The sequence below is a fragment of the Streptomyces sp. NPDC091280 genome (assembly GCF_044768565.1).
In the GTDB taxonomy this organism is placed as follows: Bacteria; Actinomycetota; Actinomycetes; order Streptomycetales; family Streptomycetaceae; genus Streptomyces.
The window spans coordinates 32898-51241 of record NZ_JBIVUZ010000027.1; the positions used below are offsets into that span (position 1 = coordinate 32898).

At 69.2% G+C, this 18344-nt stretch carries 14 protein-coding genes and 1 pseudogene; 9 read left to right on the forward strand and 6 right to left on the reverse strand.

The annotated features are described in order from the left end of the window. Nucleotides 1-154 precede the first annotated feature (154 nt). Nucleotides 155-1387 carry an MFS transporter gene (locus ACIQPR_RS47825; protein WP_403663685.1) on the forward strand — a complete coding sequence of 411 codons (1233 nt, stop codon included), beginning with the start codon at nucleotides 155-157 and terminating at the stop codon, nucleotides 1385-1387. 341 nt (nucleotides 1388-1728) lie between these two features. Here the strand turns inward: ACIQPR_RS47825 and ACIQPR_RS47830 are convergent. Next, nucleotides 1729-1830: pseudogene (locus ACIQPR_RS47830) on the reverse strand (4-hydroxyphenyl-beta-ketoacyl-CoA hydrolase); the annotation flags it as partial. Nucleotides 1831-2054: 224 nt separating this feature from the next. Here ACIQPR_RS47830 and ACIQPR_RS47835 point away from each other — a divergent pair. Together ACIQPR_RS47835 and ACIQPR_RS47840 are read left to right on the forward strand one after the other, a co-directional pair. After that, a complete protein-coding gene (locus ACIQPR_RS47835; protein ID WP_403663688.1) occupies nucleotides 2055-2810 on the forward strand; it encodes an IclR family transcriptional regulator in 756 nt (251 codons plus the stop codon). Between the two features lie 150 nt (nucleotides 2811-2960). Further along, nucleotides 2961-4127, forward strand: coding sequence for a 4-hydroxybenzoate 3-monooxygenase (locus ACIQPR_RS47840; RefSeq protein WP_403663692.1), 1167 nt, complete (start codon nucleotides 2961-2963; stop codon nucleotides 4125-4127). A gap of 917 nt (nucleotides 4128-5044) precedes the next feature. Here ACIQPR_RS47840 and ACIQPR_RS47845 read toward each other — a convergent pair. The 3 genes from ACIQPR_RS47845 to ACIQPR_RS47855 form a co-directional block, all read right to left on the reverse strand. Next, nucleotides 5045-5641 (reverse strand): TetR/AcrR family transcriptional regulator, encoded by a 597-nt coding sequence (locus tag ACIQPR_RS47845; RefSeq protein WP_403663725.1) that lies wholly within the window; start codon nucleotides 5639-5641, stop codon nucleotides 5045-5047. A 387-nt stretch (nucleotides 5642-6028) separates the two neighbouring features. Then, nucleotides 6029-7474 carry an aldehyde dehydrogenase gene (locus ACIQPR_RS47850; protein ID WP_403663695.1) on the reverse strand — a complete coding sequence of 482 codons (1446 nt, stop codon included), beginning with the start codon at nucleotides 7472-7474 and terminating at the stop codon, nucleotides 6029-6031. 522 nt (nucleotides 7475-7996) lie between these two features. Continuing rightward, complete coding sequence (locus tag ACIQPR_RS47855; RefSeq protein WP_403663698.1) at nucleotides 7997-9667, reverse strand: sigma-54-dependent Fis family transcriptional regulator; 1671 nt, start codon at nucleotides 9665-9667, stop codon at nucleotides 7997-7999. Between ACIQPR_RS47855 and ACIQPR_RS47860 the strand changes: the two genes are divergently transcribed. Then, a complete protein-coding gene (locus ACIQPR_RS47860) occupies nucleotides 9666-10175 on the forward strand; it encodes a cytochrome P450 (protein WP_403663701.1) in 510 nt (169 codons plus the stop codon). The genes ACIQPR_RS47855 and ACIQPR_RS47860 overlap by 2 nt on opposite strands. Before the next feature lie 466 nt (nucleotides 10176-10641). Here the strand turns inward: ACIQPR_RS47860 and ACIQPR_RS47865 are convergent, their stop codons facing one another. Beyond that, nucleotides 10642-11112: a transposase domain-containing protein gene (locus tag ACIQPR_RS47865; protein WP_403663704.1), complete on the reverse strand. Its 471-nt coding sequence runs from the start codon at nucleotides 11110-11112 to the stop codon at nucleotides 10642-10644. Between the two features lie 362 nt (nucleotides 11113-11474). On the opposite strand from ACIQPR_RS47865, the gene ACIQPR_RS47870 reads away from it, so the two are divergent. From ACIQPR_RS47870 to ACIQPR_RS47885, 4 genes are read left to right on the forward strand one after another with little or no spacing between them, the layout of a single operon-like run. Then, entirely contained in the window at nucleotides 11475-12419 is a 945-nt protein-coding gene (locus ACIQPR_RS47870; RefSeq protein WP_403663707.1) for an ABC transporter ATP-binding protein, read from the forward strand. Then, nucleotides 12416-13237, forward strand: coding sequence for an ABC transporter permease subunit (locus ACIQPR_RS47875; protein ID WP_403663710.1), 822 nt, complete (start codon nucleotides 12416-12418; stop codon nucleotides 13235-13237). Before ACIQPR_RS47870 ends, ACIQPR_RS47875 begins: the two co-directional genes overlap by 4 nt. A 28-nt stretch (nucleotides 13238-13265) precedes the next feature. Next, nucleotides 13266-14483 (forward strand): sensor histidine kinase, encoded by a 1218-nt coding sequence (locus tag ACIQPR_RS47880; protein ID WP_403663713.1) that lies wholly within the window; start codon nucleotides 13266-13268, stop codon nucleotides 14481-14483. A gap of 3 nt (nucleotides 14484-14486) precedes the next feature. Then, entirely contained in the window at nucleotides 14487-15155 is a 669-nt protein-coding gene (locus ACIQPR_RS47885) for a response regulator (RefSeq protein ID WP_403663716.1), read from the forward strand. A gap of 655 nt (nucleotides 15156-15810) precedes the next feature. Here the strand turns inward: ACIQPR_RS47885 and ACIQPR_RS47890 are convergent. After that, nucleotides 15811-16479 (reverse strand): TetR/AcrR family transcriptional regulator, encoded by a 669-nt coding sequence (locus ACIQPR_RS47890; RefSeq protein ID WP_403663719.1) that lies wholly within the window; start codon nucleotides 16477-16479, stop codon nucleotides 15811-15813. A gap of 108 nt (nucleotides 16480-16587) precedes the next feature. Here ACIQPR_RS47890 and ACIQPR_RS47895 point away from each other — a divergent pair, with 108 nt between their 5' ends. Next, nucleotides 16588-18084: an MFS transporter gene (locus ACIQPR_RS47895; protein WP_403663728.1), complete on the forward strand. Its 1497-nt coding sequence runs from the start codon at nucleotides 16588-16590 to the stop codon at nucleotides 18082-18084. Nucleotides 18085-18344 lie beyond the last annotated feature (260 nt).

An 18344-nucleotide genomic window follows, 5' to 3' on the forward strand; every position in this document is an offset into this window, starting at 1 on the left:
GTTTGGGCCCCCCCCGCTGTGGGTCAATTTGGGGGGGGTTTCCCGGGGGGGGGGGGGGGGGGGCCCCCCCCCCGGGGGGGGGGGCCCCGGGGGGGGGGGGCCCCCCCCCCCCGCGAGGCGGCACCCTACCCTGCCACCACACGTGGAGTTCGGCATGTCCAGACCCGTTTCCCTGCCCGCGCCCACCGACGACATCCGACCGAGCACCGAGAACGCGGGCCCGCTGCGCGCCGTGCTCCTGATGGCGGGGAGCTGTCTGCCGGTGCTCGGAGCCGTCCTGCTCGCGCCGGTCCTGCCGAAGATGCAGGACCACTTCGCTTCCGTGCCCGGTGCGAAGTCCCTCGTCCCCGTCGTCCTGACCATCCCCGCGCTCGCGCTCGCGCTGCTGGCCCCCTTCGCAGGCGTCATCGTGGACCGCCTCGGCCGGGTCCGCCTGCTGGTCGTGGCCACGGCGCTGTACGCGCTGCTGGGTACCGCCCCGCTGTGGCTGGACTCACTGGGCGCCATCCTGGTCAGCCGGGCGCTGGTCGGCATCACCGAAGCCGCCATCATGATCTGCTGCACCACGTTGATCGGCGACTACTACACGGGCCGGGTGCGCGACCGCTATCTGGCCCTGCAGACCATGTGCGCCTCCGTCTCCGCCACCGCGTTCTTCGTGATCGGCGGCGCCGTAGGCTCGGCGGGCTGGCGTGCGCCCTTCTGGATCTACGCCGTGGGTCTCCTGCTGGCCCCCTTCATGGCGATCACCCTGTCCAAGCCCCGCCCGGCGGGCGCCGCGGTGCCCGACAGGCCCGGGGGCGAGAAGAAGCCTTTCCCCGTGCGGCGGCTGGCGGGCATCTGCACGCTCACGGTGTTCGGCGCGATGGTCTTCTACACCGTGCCCGTCGAGATGTCCTACCTGCTCGACGACCTGGGCGTGACGTCCACTGGCATCATCGGCCCGGCCACCGCGATCGCCAGCGCCGCCACCGTGGTGGGGTCCATCATCTTCACCAAACTGGCGGGCAACCCTGCTGGCAGGCTGCCCCTGATCTTCGCCCTGTGCGCGGCCGGGCTCCTGGTGATCGGCCTGGCGAGCAGCCCGGTGGTGGTGATCGCCGGGGCGGTGCTCAACTGCCTCGGCACCGGCATGCTGCTGCCCTCGCTGCTGACCATCGCGATGGCCCGGCTGGACTACGCCGACCGAGGCCGCGGCACGGGACTGTGGACCGCGGCCTTCTTCGCGGGCGAGTTCGTCTGCCCGCTTGTCACGATCGCCCTGGAGTCGGCCACCGGCAGCATGGCCAAGGCCGTCGGCCTCCTCGGCCTCGCCTCCGCCCTGACGGCCGGCGGGCTGCTGCTCGGCCGCCGACAGCCGGAGACGCAGCTCGGCGAAGGGGTGTAACGCGACTTCGGAACGTATGTCATCCCGTGCTTCCCCGCCACCAGGGAGAGTTGTTGAAGCAGACGACTGCTCTCCTGCCCGCCTCCGACGTCGATCTGCTCGCCGACGACGTCCTGCCAGAACCCCCACCTCGCGCTGCGCGCGTTGCGGAATGCCGGTCCGGCGGGTACGGCTGGCGGCCCGAGATGCCTGGTCTCGCCGCGCCACGAGCACGTCCGAGCGGCTCTGGCCGGCCATGAACGGTTCTCGTCGGCGCAGGGCATGGGCTACGAGGGCTAGTTCAGCGGTCGCTCCCGCGGAAGGCGCGGCGCGCGGACGGCTGGGCGGCCGCCGTCCAAACCGCCCGGGAGTCCGGGGTGGAACTTGAATCCGCGGACACCGTACTCCTCGACCAGGCGGCGGGCCTGCTTGCAGGCGTCGTCGCCGCGCAGGGGATCCACCGATACGTGCCATCGTCGGGTCCTCCGGCCTGGCGCAGTAGGCGCCGCATGCCGCTCTTGCGCTCCAGCGGCGCGAGCAGGTCCGGTCGCTCAGCGATGCACCTCGTCAGCCGTGACGTCCCCACCCATGCCCTTCTCCCCGGCACCCTAGTCGGCTCCGCCGTGAGAACCTGCGAGAAAGACGACTTCACAAGCCCCTCAACGGAGAACGGGAGAGCAGGCCGACAATGGCGAACTCACCATTCGGTGAGACGGTCACCGAGCGGATCGTACGCGTCCTCGAAACCTTCGATACGGACCGCACGTTTCAGACGGCAGCGGAGATCGGGCGGCGTGCGCGTCTGCCGTCGACCACCGCGCACCGCATGGTGGCCGATCTCGTGGAGTGCGGGCTGCTCGAGCGGGACGAGGACCAGCGGGTCCGCCTGGGCATACGGCTGTGGGAGCTGGCTCTGCGCGGCTCACGCGCACTGCGCCTGCGACAGGCGGCACTGCCGTTCATGGAACACGTGCAGGCCCGCATCCGGGAGCACACCCAACTCGCGGTGCTCGAGGACGATGAAACGCTCTTCCTCGAGCGCCTCTCGCACCCGAGGGCGGGTGCGAACATCACCCGAATCGCCGGCCGGCTGCCGCTGCACGCCTCGTCGTCGGGACTCGTCCTGCTCGCCTACGGCCCCGAAGAACTGCGGGAACGCCTACTCGCCGGGCCACTCGAAGCGGTGTCGGCCGAGACGGTCACCGACCCCGCGCAGCTGCGCCGGGTCCTGGCCGGCATTCGCCGCGATGGCGTCGTCGTAGCCCCCGGGTCGGTCGAGGCCGTGTCGACGGGCATCGCCGTGCCGATACGCGAGCAGCACGGAAGGGTGATCGCGGCACTGTCGGTCGTACTGCCCCGCACGGCCCCGACCCGTCCCGCCATCGAGGAGCTCCGCGCCGCAGCGGCGGGCATCACCGACGCGTTCGGTGCAGAGGGCCCGTAGCGCACCGGGAGGCCCGGTACCTGCTCCGCAGGACCCGTGCGAGTCGGCTTCCCGTTCAATGGCAATCGACGTGGGCGGCGAGCCTTCCCGCGGCCAGACTCCTCCTGTCTCGGCGCACTCGCGTCGTCTCCGAGCCACGAAGGGGAGGACATGTCCGCACGCACCCGCGTCGCCATCATCGGCGCAGGCCCCGCAGGCCTGCTGCTGTCCCATCTGCTGGGCCGTTGTGGCGTCGAATCGATCGTCATCGACTCGCGCACCCGCGAGCAGATCGAGAGCACCATCCGGGCCGGCATCCTCGAACAGGGCACCGTGGAGATCCTCGCCGAGACGGGGGTGTCGGACCGTGTCCTGACGGTCGGGCAGAAGCACGAGGGCATAGAGCTGCGCGTCGCCGGCGAAGGCCACCGGATCGACTTCACCGACACCGTCGGCCGGGCCGTGTGGCTGTATCCGCAGCATGAGGTGCTGAAGGACCTCATCGCCGCTCGGCTCGGCGCCGGGCAGGACCTGCGCTTCGGCACGACCGCCGTGCGCGTGGAGGACGCCACGACGAGTCGTCCGCGCGTCATCGCCAAGGACGCGGAGGGCCGCACGGTCGAGATCGAGGCCGATGTCGTGGTGGGCGCGGACGGGTCGCGCAGCGTCGCCCGCGAGGCCGTCACGGGTACGTACGGCGGCTACTTCCGGGAGTACCCGTTCGCCTGGTTCGGCATCCTCTGCGAGGCTCCGCCCAGTTCGGAGGAACTCATCTACAGCAACTCGCCGAACGGGTTCGCGCTCATCAGCCAGCGCAGCCCCGAGGTGCAGCGCATGTACTTCCAGTGCGACCCGGACACCGACACCGAGGTGTACACGGAGGAACAGCTGTGGGAGATCCTCCAGTCACGCGTCCCCGGCACCACCCTCAACGAGGGCCGCATCTTCCAGCGGGACGTGCTGCGCTTCCGCAGCTTCGTCGCGCACGAGATGCGCCGCGGCCGCGTCGTCCTCGTTGGTGACGCCGCGCACACCGTGCCGCCCACAGGCGCCAAGGGCATGAACCTCGCCGTCGCCGACGTCATCCTGCTCACCGAGGCGCTGCGCGCGCTGCTCCTGGACCAGGACGAAACCCTGCTGGACGCCTTCCCCGAGACCGCGCGGCACCGCGTCTGGAAGGCGCAGCACTTCTCCTGGTGGATGACGAACATGCTCCACCTGGAGCCCGGCGCGAGCGACTTCGATCGCCTGCGTCAGATCGGCGAGCTGCGTTCGGTCGTCGAGTCGCGAGCCGGCCGCACCTACCTCGCCGAGGCGTACACCGGGTGGCCGTTGTAGGCCCCAACGGCGCAAGCTGCCGCCAGGAGAATCGCCATGATCGTCCTCGCCATCCTCCGCTATGACCAGCGGCCTGGCGACACCGTGGCGGGCGGCAACCGCATCTCCCCGCGCACGGTGTGTCGCCGGGTGACAGAGGCGGCGTCGAGCGATGGTTCACCGAGCTGGCCATCCCCTCGGCCACCAGCCGCGACGTGATGGCCACGTGCAGCCCCGGCGCCGGGACATCTCGGAGACGGTCAGGGCCGGTTCCTCCGGCGTGAACGCCTCGAAGATCCGCACGACCCGTGACAGGATCGATTCACCCATCTGTGTCCTCGCCCGGCCATCATCAGGCGTCATCGCGGTGTGTCAACGGAGAGGGCACCTACGGCAGGCCTGGGCACGGCAGCGTCATGCCCACGGCTCCCACCCTCGCGAGGAAGCCGAACCAGGTGACATGCCGTCGGTATGGTGTCCTGTACTGGCTTCGACGTCGGTAATCGGCCCCGCCGAATTAGCCATCGCTGGCGCCGACAGACGTTCGATGACGGTCTGCTGTGGCCCTACCTCGTGGTCGTACCCGCAGGTGGACGGCAGTGGGGCCGCCGCGGAACGTCACCCGGTGATCTGCAACCAGCCGGGGCCAAGTGGCCAATATCGAGGGGCCGCTGAACGGCGTCACAGCCAGTCCTGTACGGCGAGCATCGTGGTGGCCCACAGCATGAACAGCGGCACGGCGACGGTGGTCCACCCGGCAGGGGCCCGCCGCCAGGTCGCGTTGAACACCTGCCGCCGGTCCCTCGGAGTGGCCGCCCGTCTTCTTCGGTATCGGCGGCAACAGCGGCTCCAGTCGCCCTACTGCCCGTTCGTCCGTCAGATCCCCATCGGCCACATCAAGATCGCCTTGCGATCTTGATCAAGGTTTCACATGATCCCTAGGACGCTTGCATTCCCCGGTGCGCCTGGGTGACCAGGGCGGTCGCGACCTCCAGGGCGGCCTTGCGCTTGTCCTCGTCGGTGCCCGGGAGGTCATTGAGGGCGTTCAAACTGATGTGCAGGGTGAAGGCCGCGCTGACGCAACGGATCTGGTCGACGAGAGCGGTGTCCGGGTCGATGAGGATGTCACGCATGCTCAGTATGCAGTTGCGGAACTGCTCGGCGCTGCGCAGTTCCTTGACCGTCGCCTGGTTTTCCTGCATGAAGCGGACGAGCGGGCGGATCTCGGTCAGCGCCTCGCTATAGCGGCGGATGATCTCCCGCTTCGTCTCCAGGGTGTGCGGCCGCCCCCTGCCCCACTCGATCAGTTCCTCGATCGGCTGGATCAGGTCCTCGAAAACGCTGACGAGGATCTCTTCCTTCGTCTTGAAGTGGTAGTACAGCGCCGCCTTCGTGACATCCAGGCGCTCGGCGATCTCGCGTAGCGAGGTCTTCGCGTAGCCCTGCTCGGCGAAGAGTTCGAGCGCCAGGTCCTGGATGCGCTGGCGGGTGTTTCCGCGGCGCTGCCGCTCGGAGCCGACCATCGTGCCGCCCATTCTCGTGTTCTCACGCCCTCTGTCCGGGAATTTCTGCCGCATCAACAAACCAGCGGAATCTTGGCGCCGGAAGCGGTTGAACGGGCGCCTCAGGATCGTGCCCGGCGATTTACGAAGAGCCATGCATGGTGCGGAGCCAGCCGAAAGCAACCGGTCGCAGAATCCACTTGGCGACACAAGCGGTTCCTGACCTCCCGCTCGGAGCATGGCGCCTTCGAACTCGTCATCGCTTCGAGGTCCCGCGGCGCCGTCGGTCATCGGCAACCGGGTATTGCACCCCAGCCCCTCGGCACGATGGCCACGACTCGACTCGGCGACCGAGGTCCGACCGGGGCGCTGCCCCGGTCGGGCGCGCGAGATGCCCGCCCGGGGCCGGGGCCCCGTCACTCACCGGTAGACGGTCTGGAACTGCTGGTAGGCGGTCAGGCCTTCCGGTCCCAGTTCGCGGCCGATTCCGCTGGCCTTGACACCGCCGAAGGGGGCGACCGGGTCGGGGATGTAGCGGTTGACGCCGATGGTTCCGGTTCGGACGCGGTGGGCGATGGCCGCTCCGCGCTCGGGGTCGGAGGTCCACACCGTGCCGCCGAGCCCGAGGTCGGAATCGTTGGCGATGCGGACGGCGTCGTCCTCGTCTTCGTACGGGATGAGGGACAGCACCGGCCCGAAGATCTCCTCCTGGGCGATCACCGCGCTGTTGTCGACGTCCGCGAAGACGGTCGGCTGCACGAACCAGCCCTTGTCCAGGCCCTCCGGGCGGCCGCCACCGGTGGTCAGGCGGGCGCCTTCGGCGCGTCCCTTGGCGATGTACGACTCCACGCGCTCGCGGTGGCCGGCGGTGGCCATCGGGCCGATCTGGGTGGCGGGGTCGTTCGCGTCTCCAATGGTCAGGGAGGAGGCGAAGGCGGTGAAGGCGTCGACGACTTCGGCGTAGCGGCTGCGCGGGGCGAGGACCCGGGTGCCGAGGAAGCAGGTCTGGCCGTTGTTGAGGAGGGTGGCGGTGAACAGTCCCTCGCCGATCTTCCCGAGGTCGAGGTCGGCATCGTCCAGGACGACGGCCGCGGACTTGCCGCCGAGTTCCAGAGTGACCGGGCGCAGCAGGCGTCCGCAGACCTCGCTGATGGCCCGGCCGGCCGGCGTGGAGCCGGTGAAGGCGACCTTGTCGACGGCCGGGTGGGAGACGAGGTAGGCGCCAGCCTCGCGTCCGGCCGGCACGATGTTGATCACGCCCGCCGGGACTCCGGCCTCCTCGAACGCCTCGGCCAGCAGGTAGGCGTCCAGGACCGTCTCCGGGGACGGCTTGAGGACCATGGTGCAGCCGGCCGCCATCGCAGGCGCGATCTTGAACATGGCCAGCGTCTGAGGGAAGTTCCAGGGCGCTATCGCCGCGACGACGCCCACCGGCACCCTGCGGACCTGGACCGGCCCGCCGAACAGCCCCTCCCTGGTCTCGTCGAAGACGGCCTCGCGCGCCAGCTGCGCGTAATAGCGCAGGACCATGACGGGAAAACCGGCCTCCAATTGCCGGGAGACCGAGACGGGCATGCCGTTCTGGGCGCTGACGCGCTCCGCGAAGCCGTCGGCACGCCGCTCCATGGCGTCGGCGAGGCGGTCCATCGTCTCGGCGCACCGCGCGGGTTCCCAACTCGCCCAGCCTGACGGGTCGTCGAAGGCGGATCGCGCGGCTGCGACCGCGCGGTCGATGTCGGCCTCGGTGGCCTCGGGCACGTGGCCAAGCGGCTCCTCCGTGCTGGCGTTGACGGGGTTGATCGTACGGTCCGTGGCGGGACGGACCCATTCGCCTCCGATGTAGAGGGTGTCGTAACGCAGGTTCATGTTGCGGCTCCTTGGTCGACACGGTCTGGCAACGTGTTCGCGGCTCAGGGGAGGGCAGTACGGGCTTGAGGGTGGTGTTCTTTGCGGAGTTGCCGTAGCGCGTGCAGTCCTGCAGATCAGTTCCAGGGGGCGCCTTCACCACGTGGCGCCGGCCAGGCGGGGCGTACGTGGTGAGCTACGACTGCCCGGGGAACACACCTTGGACGTCACTGCCTCGCGGTGGACCGACGGCACCCGTGCGCTCGGGACCGCGCGCAGCGGGGCAGTGGCAGAGGGTGCGACTGGTCAGGGACGATCAGGCCGGTGCGGCAGACTCCCGGGCTCACCGTCCTCACCACGACCTCGCCTGGTCGCGGATCGCCTGGTTTGAGGGAGGCCGGAGTGGGCGGGGCATGTTTCGCCTCCGCCAATGCCGCGGTGATGCGCATGGTGCGGCTCCTTTGCCGGTCGTTCCGTGACCGGCAATGTAGGGCCGTGGAGGGGCCGCGAACTGTTCAGATTCTGGACACTGCGGAGGCAGGGTCAGACACCGATCCCCAGCGCTCGCATCCGGCTGTAGAGCGTCGTCCGGCTGATGCCAAGCTGTTGAGCGGCTCGCAGTTTGTTCCCGTCGTGCTCGCGCAGGGCCGCGGTGATGACGTTGTGCTCGGCGCGCTCCAGCGGCGTCATCCGCCGTAGCCGGGGACTGACCTGGTAGCCCGCGGGCAGGTCGCCCGGGGCGATGTCGCCCGCCGAGCGGCGTGCCACCGCCGTACGGACGACCGTGTTCAGCTCGCGCAAGTTGCCCGGCCAGCTGTGTCCGGACAGGGTCGCGAGAGCCGCCGGGGTGAAACGCACCCGGTCTCCGGCACCCCGGTCTTCCAGCATGGCCCGCACCAGCTCGGGCAGATCGTCGATGCGGTCCCGAAGCGCGGGCAGGCCGATGTGAGCGGGGCAGTCGGCAGCGAGGACGAGCGCGTAGCCGGTCAGGTCGGCGAGCGGTGGGCCGGTCAGGACGACCCACACATCCGCTCGTTCCATGACTCGGCGCAGCCGGACGGCACACGGCTCCGGCAGCAGGTGGACATCCTCCACCAGCAGAAGATCGGGCGTGTCCGCCACGGCTGCCTCCAATGAACCCAACCATGCGGCCTCACCCACGGCGGCGGTCTCGGTGGAGTCGAGTACGGCGATCCGGCCCGGGCTTCCGTCGCGGGTCACGGTCAGCGCTCTCGCCGCCGTCGTACGCCCGGTGCCTGGCTGGCCTCCGACGTAGACCGCTGTGCCGGGCAGCGGTGGAGTCGAGGACACTGGCCGTGAGCGGCGAACCCGCGCACGGCCACGGCCGACGACAGGGCATGCCGCGTCCTGTGGGTCTTGGAACTCGAACAGGACACCGTCGGTACCGGGCATGAGGGCGCTCACCCGCACTGCCACCGTCCGGCCGGAGGAGAGCTCGACCGAGGCCGGCTCGTGGACAGGACCATCGGGCTCCGCCCGATCTGCCGCCAGCTCACGCAGCCGGTGATGGTCGACGGGTTCGACCAGTTCCATGGCCGCGGGATTGGCCAGCACGACACTCTCGCCGAGGACGAGCACCGGATGATTCCGGCCGGCCGTGGCCGCCTGAAAGGCGGCGAGCATCCGTTGTTCGGCATGGCGGGCTGTCCGCAACAGCTGTTCCTCGATGTCGTGCGCGGCCCGGGCGAGGAAGGGCCGCAGGAGCGGGGAGGCGTCCTTGGACAGACAGGAGATGTCGAGGACCCCTTCCAGCCGGCGCGTCACCGGATGAGTGATCGGGTGTCCGTAGCAGCTGAACTGCTTGAACGACTCCAGGTAGTGCTCCTCGGCATGCACGGCGAGGCCCCGCCTCAGCTCGTAGACAGTAGCGATGGAGTTGGTACCGGTCGTCTCCTCCATGAAGACGCCACCGGCCACCGCACCGTACTCCGCGAGCCGGTTGCGCATGCTGCGCGCGCCGACGGGCACGTCCACGATGCGCGCTTCACGGTCGGCGAGCACGACGCAGAAGGATGCGTCCGCCAGCTGCTCGCCGAGCTGGGCCAGGACCGGCTCGGCGGAGGCCATGAGCCGACTGCGCCGGTCCACCAGGTCCGGCTCGACCCGCAGGTCGGGTTTTGAGGGGCCGAGGCCGCTCATACTGCAGCGGCGCCAGGACGAGGCGATCTCCGGCCGCAGGGTGGTTCCGGACATGGGGCTGCCGCTCGGGTTCGTTGGGCTGATCGGCACCGCGGCCTCCGGAAGGTTGTGCATGCAGTCGGGAGCGGGCGTGGCGTCATCGGCGGTCGCGGAGCTGCAGCCCTCTGCCCCTCGACATCGAGGATGCACTAATGCGACGCTGCTGCACCAGCATCAGGATCCCGTCCCCGATCTCCGGGAGGCCCAGCTCGGCAATGGGGCGGGACGGTCCACACCAGACGTCTCCGCCTTCGCCACCCACTCTGAGCATTGGCAGCGACTACGTGAGCGGCCGGAGCTGGCGCGGGTCGCTTTCGACGAGGCGGTCCGCTGGCAGCCGCCCGTGCAGACCTTCTTCCGCACCGCCACGACCGATGCCCGCCTCGCCGGCACCCTCATCCCCGAGGGCACGAAGATCCTGATGTTCCTCGGCGCCGCCAACCGCGACCCGGACCGCGACGGGCGCAAAGGGGTTCCCGGTAACCTGCCAGGCGGTTGGCGCCACTGGCGCCGCAACTCTTGACGACCATGGCGTCTGCTGCTTCGCCATCTCCTTTTCGGTCGCACCAAGATGTCCGATGCCGCCGATGCTGTCGTACTGGCGAGCATCTCGTGCGCAGACCTGAGCGCCAGCTGGCGACGGCATGCCATTCAGACCTTGCACAGGCGAAGCCGTGACACCCTGCAGGCGCCAGCCGCACGCCATGCTGCGGCACGCAGGGTGGTCTCGCGGCGCGTACCTCCAGCGGCTGCCTCAGGTCGGAAGCTCCTTTCCCGATCATCACGAGCTTGTCGGCCTCGGTCTCCTGACGCAGAACTCTCGTGATGCGACAGCGATACAGCTTTCCCATGAAGAGATCGAAACGTGGTGATACTCCAGGTGTAGGAGTTTCACCAGCTGTGCTGGAACGGACGGTTGTCAGTGCAGCGGGCTCGTCAGGCTGTATCTGCCGGAGCGCAGGCGGTAGGCGGACACGCCGTCCGCATGCTCAAGGAAGTGTGCGCCTTCCGCATGTGCGAGCGGGAGGCGTCCTTCGCGGACACCGTCGGCGGAGGCGGCTGGGAGGCGCAGTGTCGCCTCGCTGCCCGTGGGCACCACTGCTTTGTAGGTGAACTCCTGCCGTTGTCCTTAACCCGCCATTCGCTTCTCGTGGCCGCGGCTTTTTCCCAGATGACCGAAGGCGGTCTCGCTGGCCATGCTGCTGGCAACGTCCCAGCGTGCCGTCCACTGCCAGCAGCCGCAGCCCGCGCCACAAACAGCCTGGAGTGGCCTTGGTGCCCATCGGCTTCGCGGTCGTGGCAAACAGCACCCGCAGCGGCTCCGATCCCAGGCGCTGACGGGCCCGCAACAGCGACGACTTCGCCGGGATGTGCCACTCGCCCAGCAGCCCCTGACCACGCAGGCCCTCGACCAGATGCCGCATCACCTCTAAATAGGAGGCGCCCGGGAGGACCGCCATGGTCTCCCTGCCCGTTGATCAGAGCCGGATCGACGGCTTCCCTCGCGGGGTAGGGGCCGGTGCCCAGGTCGACGTACTGCTCCTGGTGATGGACGCGATCGATCGACCTCACCGCCACGCTCGGTCGGGCTCACCCACGCCGCTCGTGTCGGCGGGCAGGAGATCACGGGCTGACGGCGGCCGTGAAACTTACATCGACGGACGTACGTCGGTCAGCCCGTGGATGCAGGCAAGGACCCGGGAACGTCGCTCCACGGTCTGTCGATTCGGGTGCGACGGGGTTTTACGGTGATGCAGGTCCGATCGCGAACGGACGCCCCCCACCACCGACAACTTCTCTCTAGTTCCGACGAGGACCCTCCATGATCGAGGCCCATTCCCTCAGCAAACGCTACGGTGAGCGCACCGCCGTGCAAGATCTCAGTTTCACCGTGCGGCCCGGCGCCGTCACCGGCTTCCTCGGACCGAACGGGGCCGGCAAGTCCACCACGATGCGGATGCTGCTGGGCCTGGACGCGCCCACCTCGGGCCGTGCTGTGGTCAACGGCAAGAGTTACGCCGACCACCGGGCGCCGCTGCACGAGGTGGGGGCGATGCTGGAGGCCCGCGCTATCCACACCGGACGCAGTGCCCGCAACCATCTGCTGGCGCTCGCTGCCACGCACGGGATCTCGGCGCCCCGTGTGGACGAGGTGATCGACCTCGTCGGACTGCGCGAGGTGGCGAAGAAGCGTGTCGGCGGCTTCTCGCTGGGCATGGGACAGCGGCTCGGCATCGCCAGCGCACTCCTCGGCGACCCGGCCACGGTGATCCTCGACGAGCCGGTCAACGGCCTGGACCCCGAGGGCATCCTGTGGATCCGCAACCTGCTGAAGGGACTGGCCGCCGAGGGGCGTACGGTCCTGGTCTCCTCGCACCTCATGTCGGAGATGGCACTGACCGCCGAGCATCTGATCGTCATCGGTCGCGGGCGGCTGATCGCGGACACGTCGGTCGCGGAGTTCACCGCCCAGGCCGCCGGTGACATGGTGCGGGTGCGCACCAACGAGGCGGAGAAGCTGCGCGAGCTGCTGGCGGGCCCCGACATCACCGTCTCCTCCCAGGAACCGGGTGTGCTGCTGGTGACCGGCATCACCAGCGAGTGGATCGGGCGGGTCGCGGCAGAGGAGGGCATCGCGCTGGCCGAACTGACGCCGCAGCAGGCGTCGTTGGAGGAGGCGTTCATGGAGCTGACCCGGGACGCCGTGGAGTATCAGGCACCCCCGACGCAGGGCGTCGGCGCGGGAACGGAAGGGCATGCGGTATGACGACTGTGACGGCAACGGTGATTCCTGAGACGGAGCGCGGTGAGCTCACGCAGCTGAAGGTGATCCACTCCGAGTGGATCAAGCTGCGGTCCCTGCGGTCCACCTTGTTCACGCTGCTGGCCGCAGTGGTCTCGATGATCGGCCTCGGTTACGTGTTCAGCTACTTCACCGGCAACCACTGGTCCCACCTGTCGGCAGCCGATCGGCTGAGCTTCGATCCGACGTTGACGAGTCTGCGGGGCTTCTGGCTGGCCCAGCTCGCCGTCGGGGTCCTGGGCGTCCTGGTGGTCAGCGGCGAGTACGCCACCGGAATGATCCGCGCCTCGCTGTCCGCGGTGCCGCGCCGGCTGCCCGTGCTGTGGGCGAAGGCGCTGGTGTTCGGAGCCGTGACATGGGTGCTGATGACGATCGCCGCGCTGATCGCCTTCCTCATCGGGCAGGCGGCGCTGTCGGGCCACCATCTCGGGACGTCCCTCGGCGCGGCGGGGGTGCTGCGCGCGGTGCTCGGCGCCGGTCTGTATCTGACGGGCGTGGGTCTGATCGGGGTGGCGCTGGGCGCGCTGATCCGCAACACCGCGGGTGGCATAGCCACCCTGTTCGGCGTGCTGATGGTGGTTCCGGTGCTCGTCGAGGCGCTGCCGTCCTCCTGGCAGGATGCGATCAACAAGTACCTGCCGAGCACGGCGGGACAGGGCATCATCCAAGTCCACGTCGATCCGAATACGCTGTCACCATGGGCCGGTTTCACATTGTTCAGCCTGTATGCGGCGGTGGCACTGGCCGCAGCGGCGGTGGCGCTCAAGCGGCGGGACGCCTGATGGCGGCCGACCGCCACAGGGCACGTCGATGACATACGCCGTGTCGCGGGCCGTGCGTGACCAGGCTCGGTCGTGGCGCGCCCACGCCGGGCGCGCCCGGCTGCGCCTGAGCGCACGGCTGTCGCCGCAGATGGTGGACGCGTTGTTTGCGGCGGCCGTCTTCGTGGCGCTGACGGGGGCGATGCACCGTGCCATGCATCCGTTCCTGGGGCACCTGCTGCTGTTCAACGCGCTGCTGGTGCTGCCGCTCGTGTGGCGGCGTCGTGCACCGCTCTTGGCCTTCCTGGCGATGTCCACGGTCGCCTTCGTCCAGTGGTGTCTCGACCTGCGCACGCCGGCGGACATGACACTGTTGATCGCGCTGTACACGGTGGCCGTGTACGCGTCGAAGCGGCACACCTGGCTCGCCATCGGCGTGCTGGCCACCGGCGCGCTGCTCGCCTCGGCCCGGTGGTCGTCGCAGGAGCGGGTCTTCGAGTCGTTCGTCGCGCTGTCCGCGATGGTGGTGGCCGCGTACGTGATCGGCATGAACATGCACAGCAGACGCGCCCAGTTCGCTTTCCTGGAGGAGCGGGCCGTACGCCTGGAGCGGGAACACGACCAGCAGGCCCAGTTGGCGGTCGCCGGCGAACGCTCCCGTATCGCCCGGGAGATGCACGACATCGTCACGCACAACCTGTCGGTGATGGTGGCGCTCGCCGACGGCGCCGTCTTCGCCCAGGAACTCCACCCGGAACGGGCCACCGCGGCGATGCGGCAGGTGTCGACGACCGGTCGGCAGGCGATCACCGACATGCGGCGCTTCCTCGGCGTACTGCGCGCCGACGAGCCCGACGCGCTGCGCCACCCGATGCCGGGCATCGCCCAGCTGGAGCCACTCGCCGACCAGGTTCGCGCCGCTGGACTGCCCACCCGCCTCGACGTCTCGGGCGACCCTGCGGCCGTACCGGTCCCGGCGCAGCTGACCGTCTACCGGTTGGTCCAGGAGGCGCTCACGAACACCCTGAAGCACACCCCGCCGGGCACCCGGGCCGACGTCCGGGTGTGCTGTGCCGCGCAGAACATCACGGTGCAGGTCACCGACGACGGCCCCGTGGCGGAGTTGCCGGCTCAAACCAGCGGGCAGGGACTGCACGGGATGCGGGAGCGGGCAGCAGTGTACGGCGGCGGGTTCGAGGCGGGGCCGCGCCCTGACGGCGGCTGGCAGGTGCGGGCCGTGCTGGCCCTGTCCGCAAGCGAAGCGTGAGGCATGACGATCAGAGTCCTCCTCGTCGACGACGAGCCTCTGCTGCGGATGGCGTTCTCCATGGTGCTGGAGGCGCAGCCCGACATGGCGGCCATCGGCGAGGCCGGCGACGGCGCCGAGGCCGTGCGCCTGACCCGTGAACTGCGGCCCGACGTGGTCCTGATGGACGTGCGGATGCCCGGCGTGGACGGCGTCGAGGCGACCGGGCGGATCGTCACGCAGTGCCCCGAGGCGAGGGTGCTGATCCTGACCACCTTCGACCTCGACGAGTACGCCTTCGCCGGACTGCGCGCCGGAGCCTCCGGCTTCCTGCTGAAGAACACTCTGCCCGAGGAACTCCTGGCCGCGATCCGCTGTGTGGCCGCCGGCGACGCGGTGGTCGCCCCCCGCATCACCCGGCTCCTGCTGGAGAACTTCGCTCACCAACTCCCCACCAGGTCCGACGGCAGCGTGAGCGGGGACGAGCGGCTGGACCGCATCACCGCCCGCGAACGCGAGGTCCTCACCCAGGTGGGCCGAGGTCTGTCCAACTCGGAGATCGCCGAGATGCTCCAACTCGCCGAGGCAACGGTCAAGACGCACGTCAGCCGCATCCTGCTCAAGCTGGAACTGCGGGACCGTGTCCAGGCGGTGGTCTTCGCGTACGAAACCCGGCTCGTCCAGCCCGGGTGACCGGCCGTCCCACCCCCTGTACCCGCTTTCCAGGCCCAGCGCCTGCCCGATGGACAGCGTCAGGGCCAGCTGTACGGCATGCCAGCACTACCCGGTCTGCCGGAGGCCGCGCCGGTGCATCAGGAACAGCGGCATTGGCTCTTAGGTACTGCACCGCGGTGTTGTCGCCGTTAAAGATGCTTGGCCCTGGCGTAAACGTGACATGAGACCCGTGACCTTCGGTGATGAGCGCCAATCGCCTGCTCGGCGGCACACATCGACGTCGGCCGCCTGACTCGCCGGCAGCCACCCCAGCTGAGTCGGCCAAGAGGTCGCTCGGTCGAGGGCCGAGCGCGGTAGCCAGGCAGAAGAACGCGCCGGGGGCTTTGGCGCTTGCCGCGCTTGCACGGCTGAACCGCGTCCGCCATCAGACCCATGACCCTTGCCATCAGCCCGCCGGCCGCCGATCTTCCCACCGCGATGAGGACTGTGATCGCGCCCGCCGGAGCTCCCGGCATGACATGTCCCGGCCCATCCGGTTCGCCGTCGGAACGCCCGGGGGGAAGCGCTACGAAAGGACGTTGATCCGCTCGCGGTTGAGCACTGGAGGGGCGCAGTCCGCGGTGAACTCACTCCACGTTCACGCCTCGACTGCGCCCGCAACCTGAACGACTCGTCAGAGCATGACGCTTTCGAACTCGTCGTGGGTGAGTGCACGGTGCGGCAGAGTGGATGGGGCGGACCTGTGCGGGCGCAGTCCGTCCAGGATGAACGTGAGGTAGCGCTTCCACAGGTCGGGGGTCACGTCGCGGGTGCGCGAGCTGACCGTCCCGAGCATGAGGTGGAGGAACGGGAAGTCGGTCGGCTCGAAGTCGTCGCGGAGCTCGCCTGCCCCCTGCGCACGTCCGATGACGGCGCCGATCGCGGGAGTGAGCCGGGACCGCGCGGCGGGGAGCCGCTCCTTGCCGTGCGTGCCTTCCAGGAGTACCTCTCGCAGACCCCGATTGCCGGCGATGTCTTCGGCGACGCTCAGGTAGAACCGTACGAAGCCCTCCCAGGGATGTTCGTCGTCGAGTGCCTCTTCCGCCAGTGCCGCAAGGCGCTGAATGTCGGCCTCGAAGACCGCCTCGATCAGTTCTTCCCGATCGGCGAAACGTCGGTAGACCGTACCGACACCGACTCCCGCGTGATGCGCGATGTCGTCAAGCGTGACACTCAGTCCGCGTTCGGCGAACACCTCCTGAGCTGCGGCGATGATGCGCTCCCTGTTGCGTGCCGCGTCCGCCCTCAGGGGGCGCGCGGGGATGTCGTCGGGGCTCTTCTCCGGTGTGCTGTTGCGGCTCATGACACAACTGTACCGACTATCCGGAGAAAGTGTCTCCAGTTATGTGTTACGGTGGGCGTGTAAGTGGAGAAGACATCTCCACTTGATGTTGTCGACAGGGAGAGCGGCATGAGCACTGTTACCCACCCGCCTGCCCCGCCCGAGGCGGCGCAGGCCGAGGCCCCGAACCGTCGTCGCTGGCTCATCCTCGCGGTGATCTCGATCGCCCAGCTGATGGTGGTCCTCGACGCCACGATCGTGAACATCGCCCTGCCCTCGGCCCAGCGGGACCTGGGGTTTTCCAATGACAGCCGGCAGTGGGTGGTGACCGCCTACTCACTGGCCTTCGGTGGTCTGCTGCTGCTCGGCGGCCGCATCGCCGACCTCGTCGGACGCAAGACAACCCTCCTCGTCGGGCTCACCGGCTTCGCCGCCGCGTCCGCGCTGGCGGGCGCCGCTACGAACTTCGAGATGCTGGTGGCGGGCCGGGCTCTGCAGGGCGTCTTCGGCGCGCTGCTGGCGCCGACGGCGCTGGCACTGCTCACGACGACGTTCACCGATGCCAAGGAACGAGCCAAGGCCTTCGGCGTCTTCAGCGCCGTGGCGGGCGCGGGAGGTGGCATCGGCCTGCTTCTCGGCGGCCTGCTGACCGAACATCTGAACTGGCGCTGGTGCCTGTACGTCAACCTTATCTTCGCCGTCATCGCCCTCGTCGGTGGTGCGGTGCTGCTGCCGCGTCACCGTCGTGACAGGAGCGTGAAGATCGACGTGCCCGGCACGGTCACCGTGACAGGCGGCCTGTTCGCCCTGGTCTACGGATGCGGCAACGCCGAGACCCACGGCTGGAGTTCGGCGGGCACCTGGGGCTTCCTGGCCGTCGGCGCGGTCCTGATCGCGCTGTTCGTCTGGCTGCAGACGCGTGTGGCGCAGCCGCTTCTGCCCCTGCGGATCCTGTCGGACCGCAACCGTGCTGCATCGCTGATCGCGATGTTCATCTCGGCGGCGGGCATGTTCAGCGTCAACCTCTTCCTCACGTACTACCTGCAGGGAATCCTCGGCTACTCGCCGGTGAAGACCGGGCTGGCCTTCCTGCCGATGATCGGCGCGCTCATCGTCACTGCCACGATGATTTCCAACGTCCTGGTCCGGCGTGTCGGCCCGAGGGTCATCGTGCCGATCGGTATGGCACTGGCCGCCGCAGGTCTGGTCTGGCTGACCTCTCTGGAGGCCACCTCCGGTTACGCCGGCCACATCATGCCGGCGCTGATCGTCTTCGGTGTCGGCTTGGGCCTGATCATGGCGCCGGCCATGTCCAACGCCACCGCGGGTATCGACGCCGCCGACTCGGGTGTCGGCTCGGCGACCCTCAACACCACTCAGCAGGTCGGCGGTTCCATCGGCACCGCCCTGCTCAGCTCCCTCGCCGCCAGCGCCGCCGCCTCGTACCTGGAAGGCAAGGACGCGACCAGCAAGGCCGTCCAGGTCCAGTCCACCCTGGAGTCGTACTCGACCGCCTACTGGTGGTCCGCCGCCTTCTTCGCCGCAGGAATCGTCATCTGCGGTCTGCTCTACCGGCGGGGTGTCCCGAACGACGATCCGGACGCCGCCCCGGTGGTCCACATGTGAGCCAGGTCCATGTGGAGGTCCGCGCCCGGCCGTGGGGACGGGATCGGCGCGGAGGTCTGTGCCCGTCGCGTGGGAACGGGGAGGGCACGGAGACGCGGGCCCGGTGCTGGCGGCACCGGGCCCGCGGCATTGACACGGAACTCACTACGGCGCAGTCAGTACCAGTGAGCGGTGTGCATCGTGAAGTTGCTGGTCACGGGTCTGGTGTGCGTGGGGTTCGGGGTGCTCGTGCTGGTCGTGGGCGGATGACTTCGGCGAAG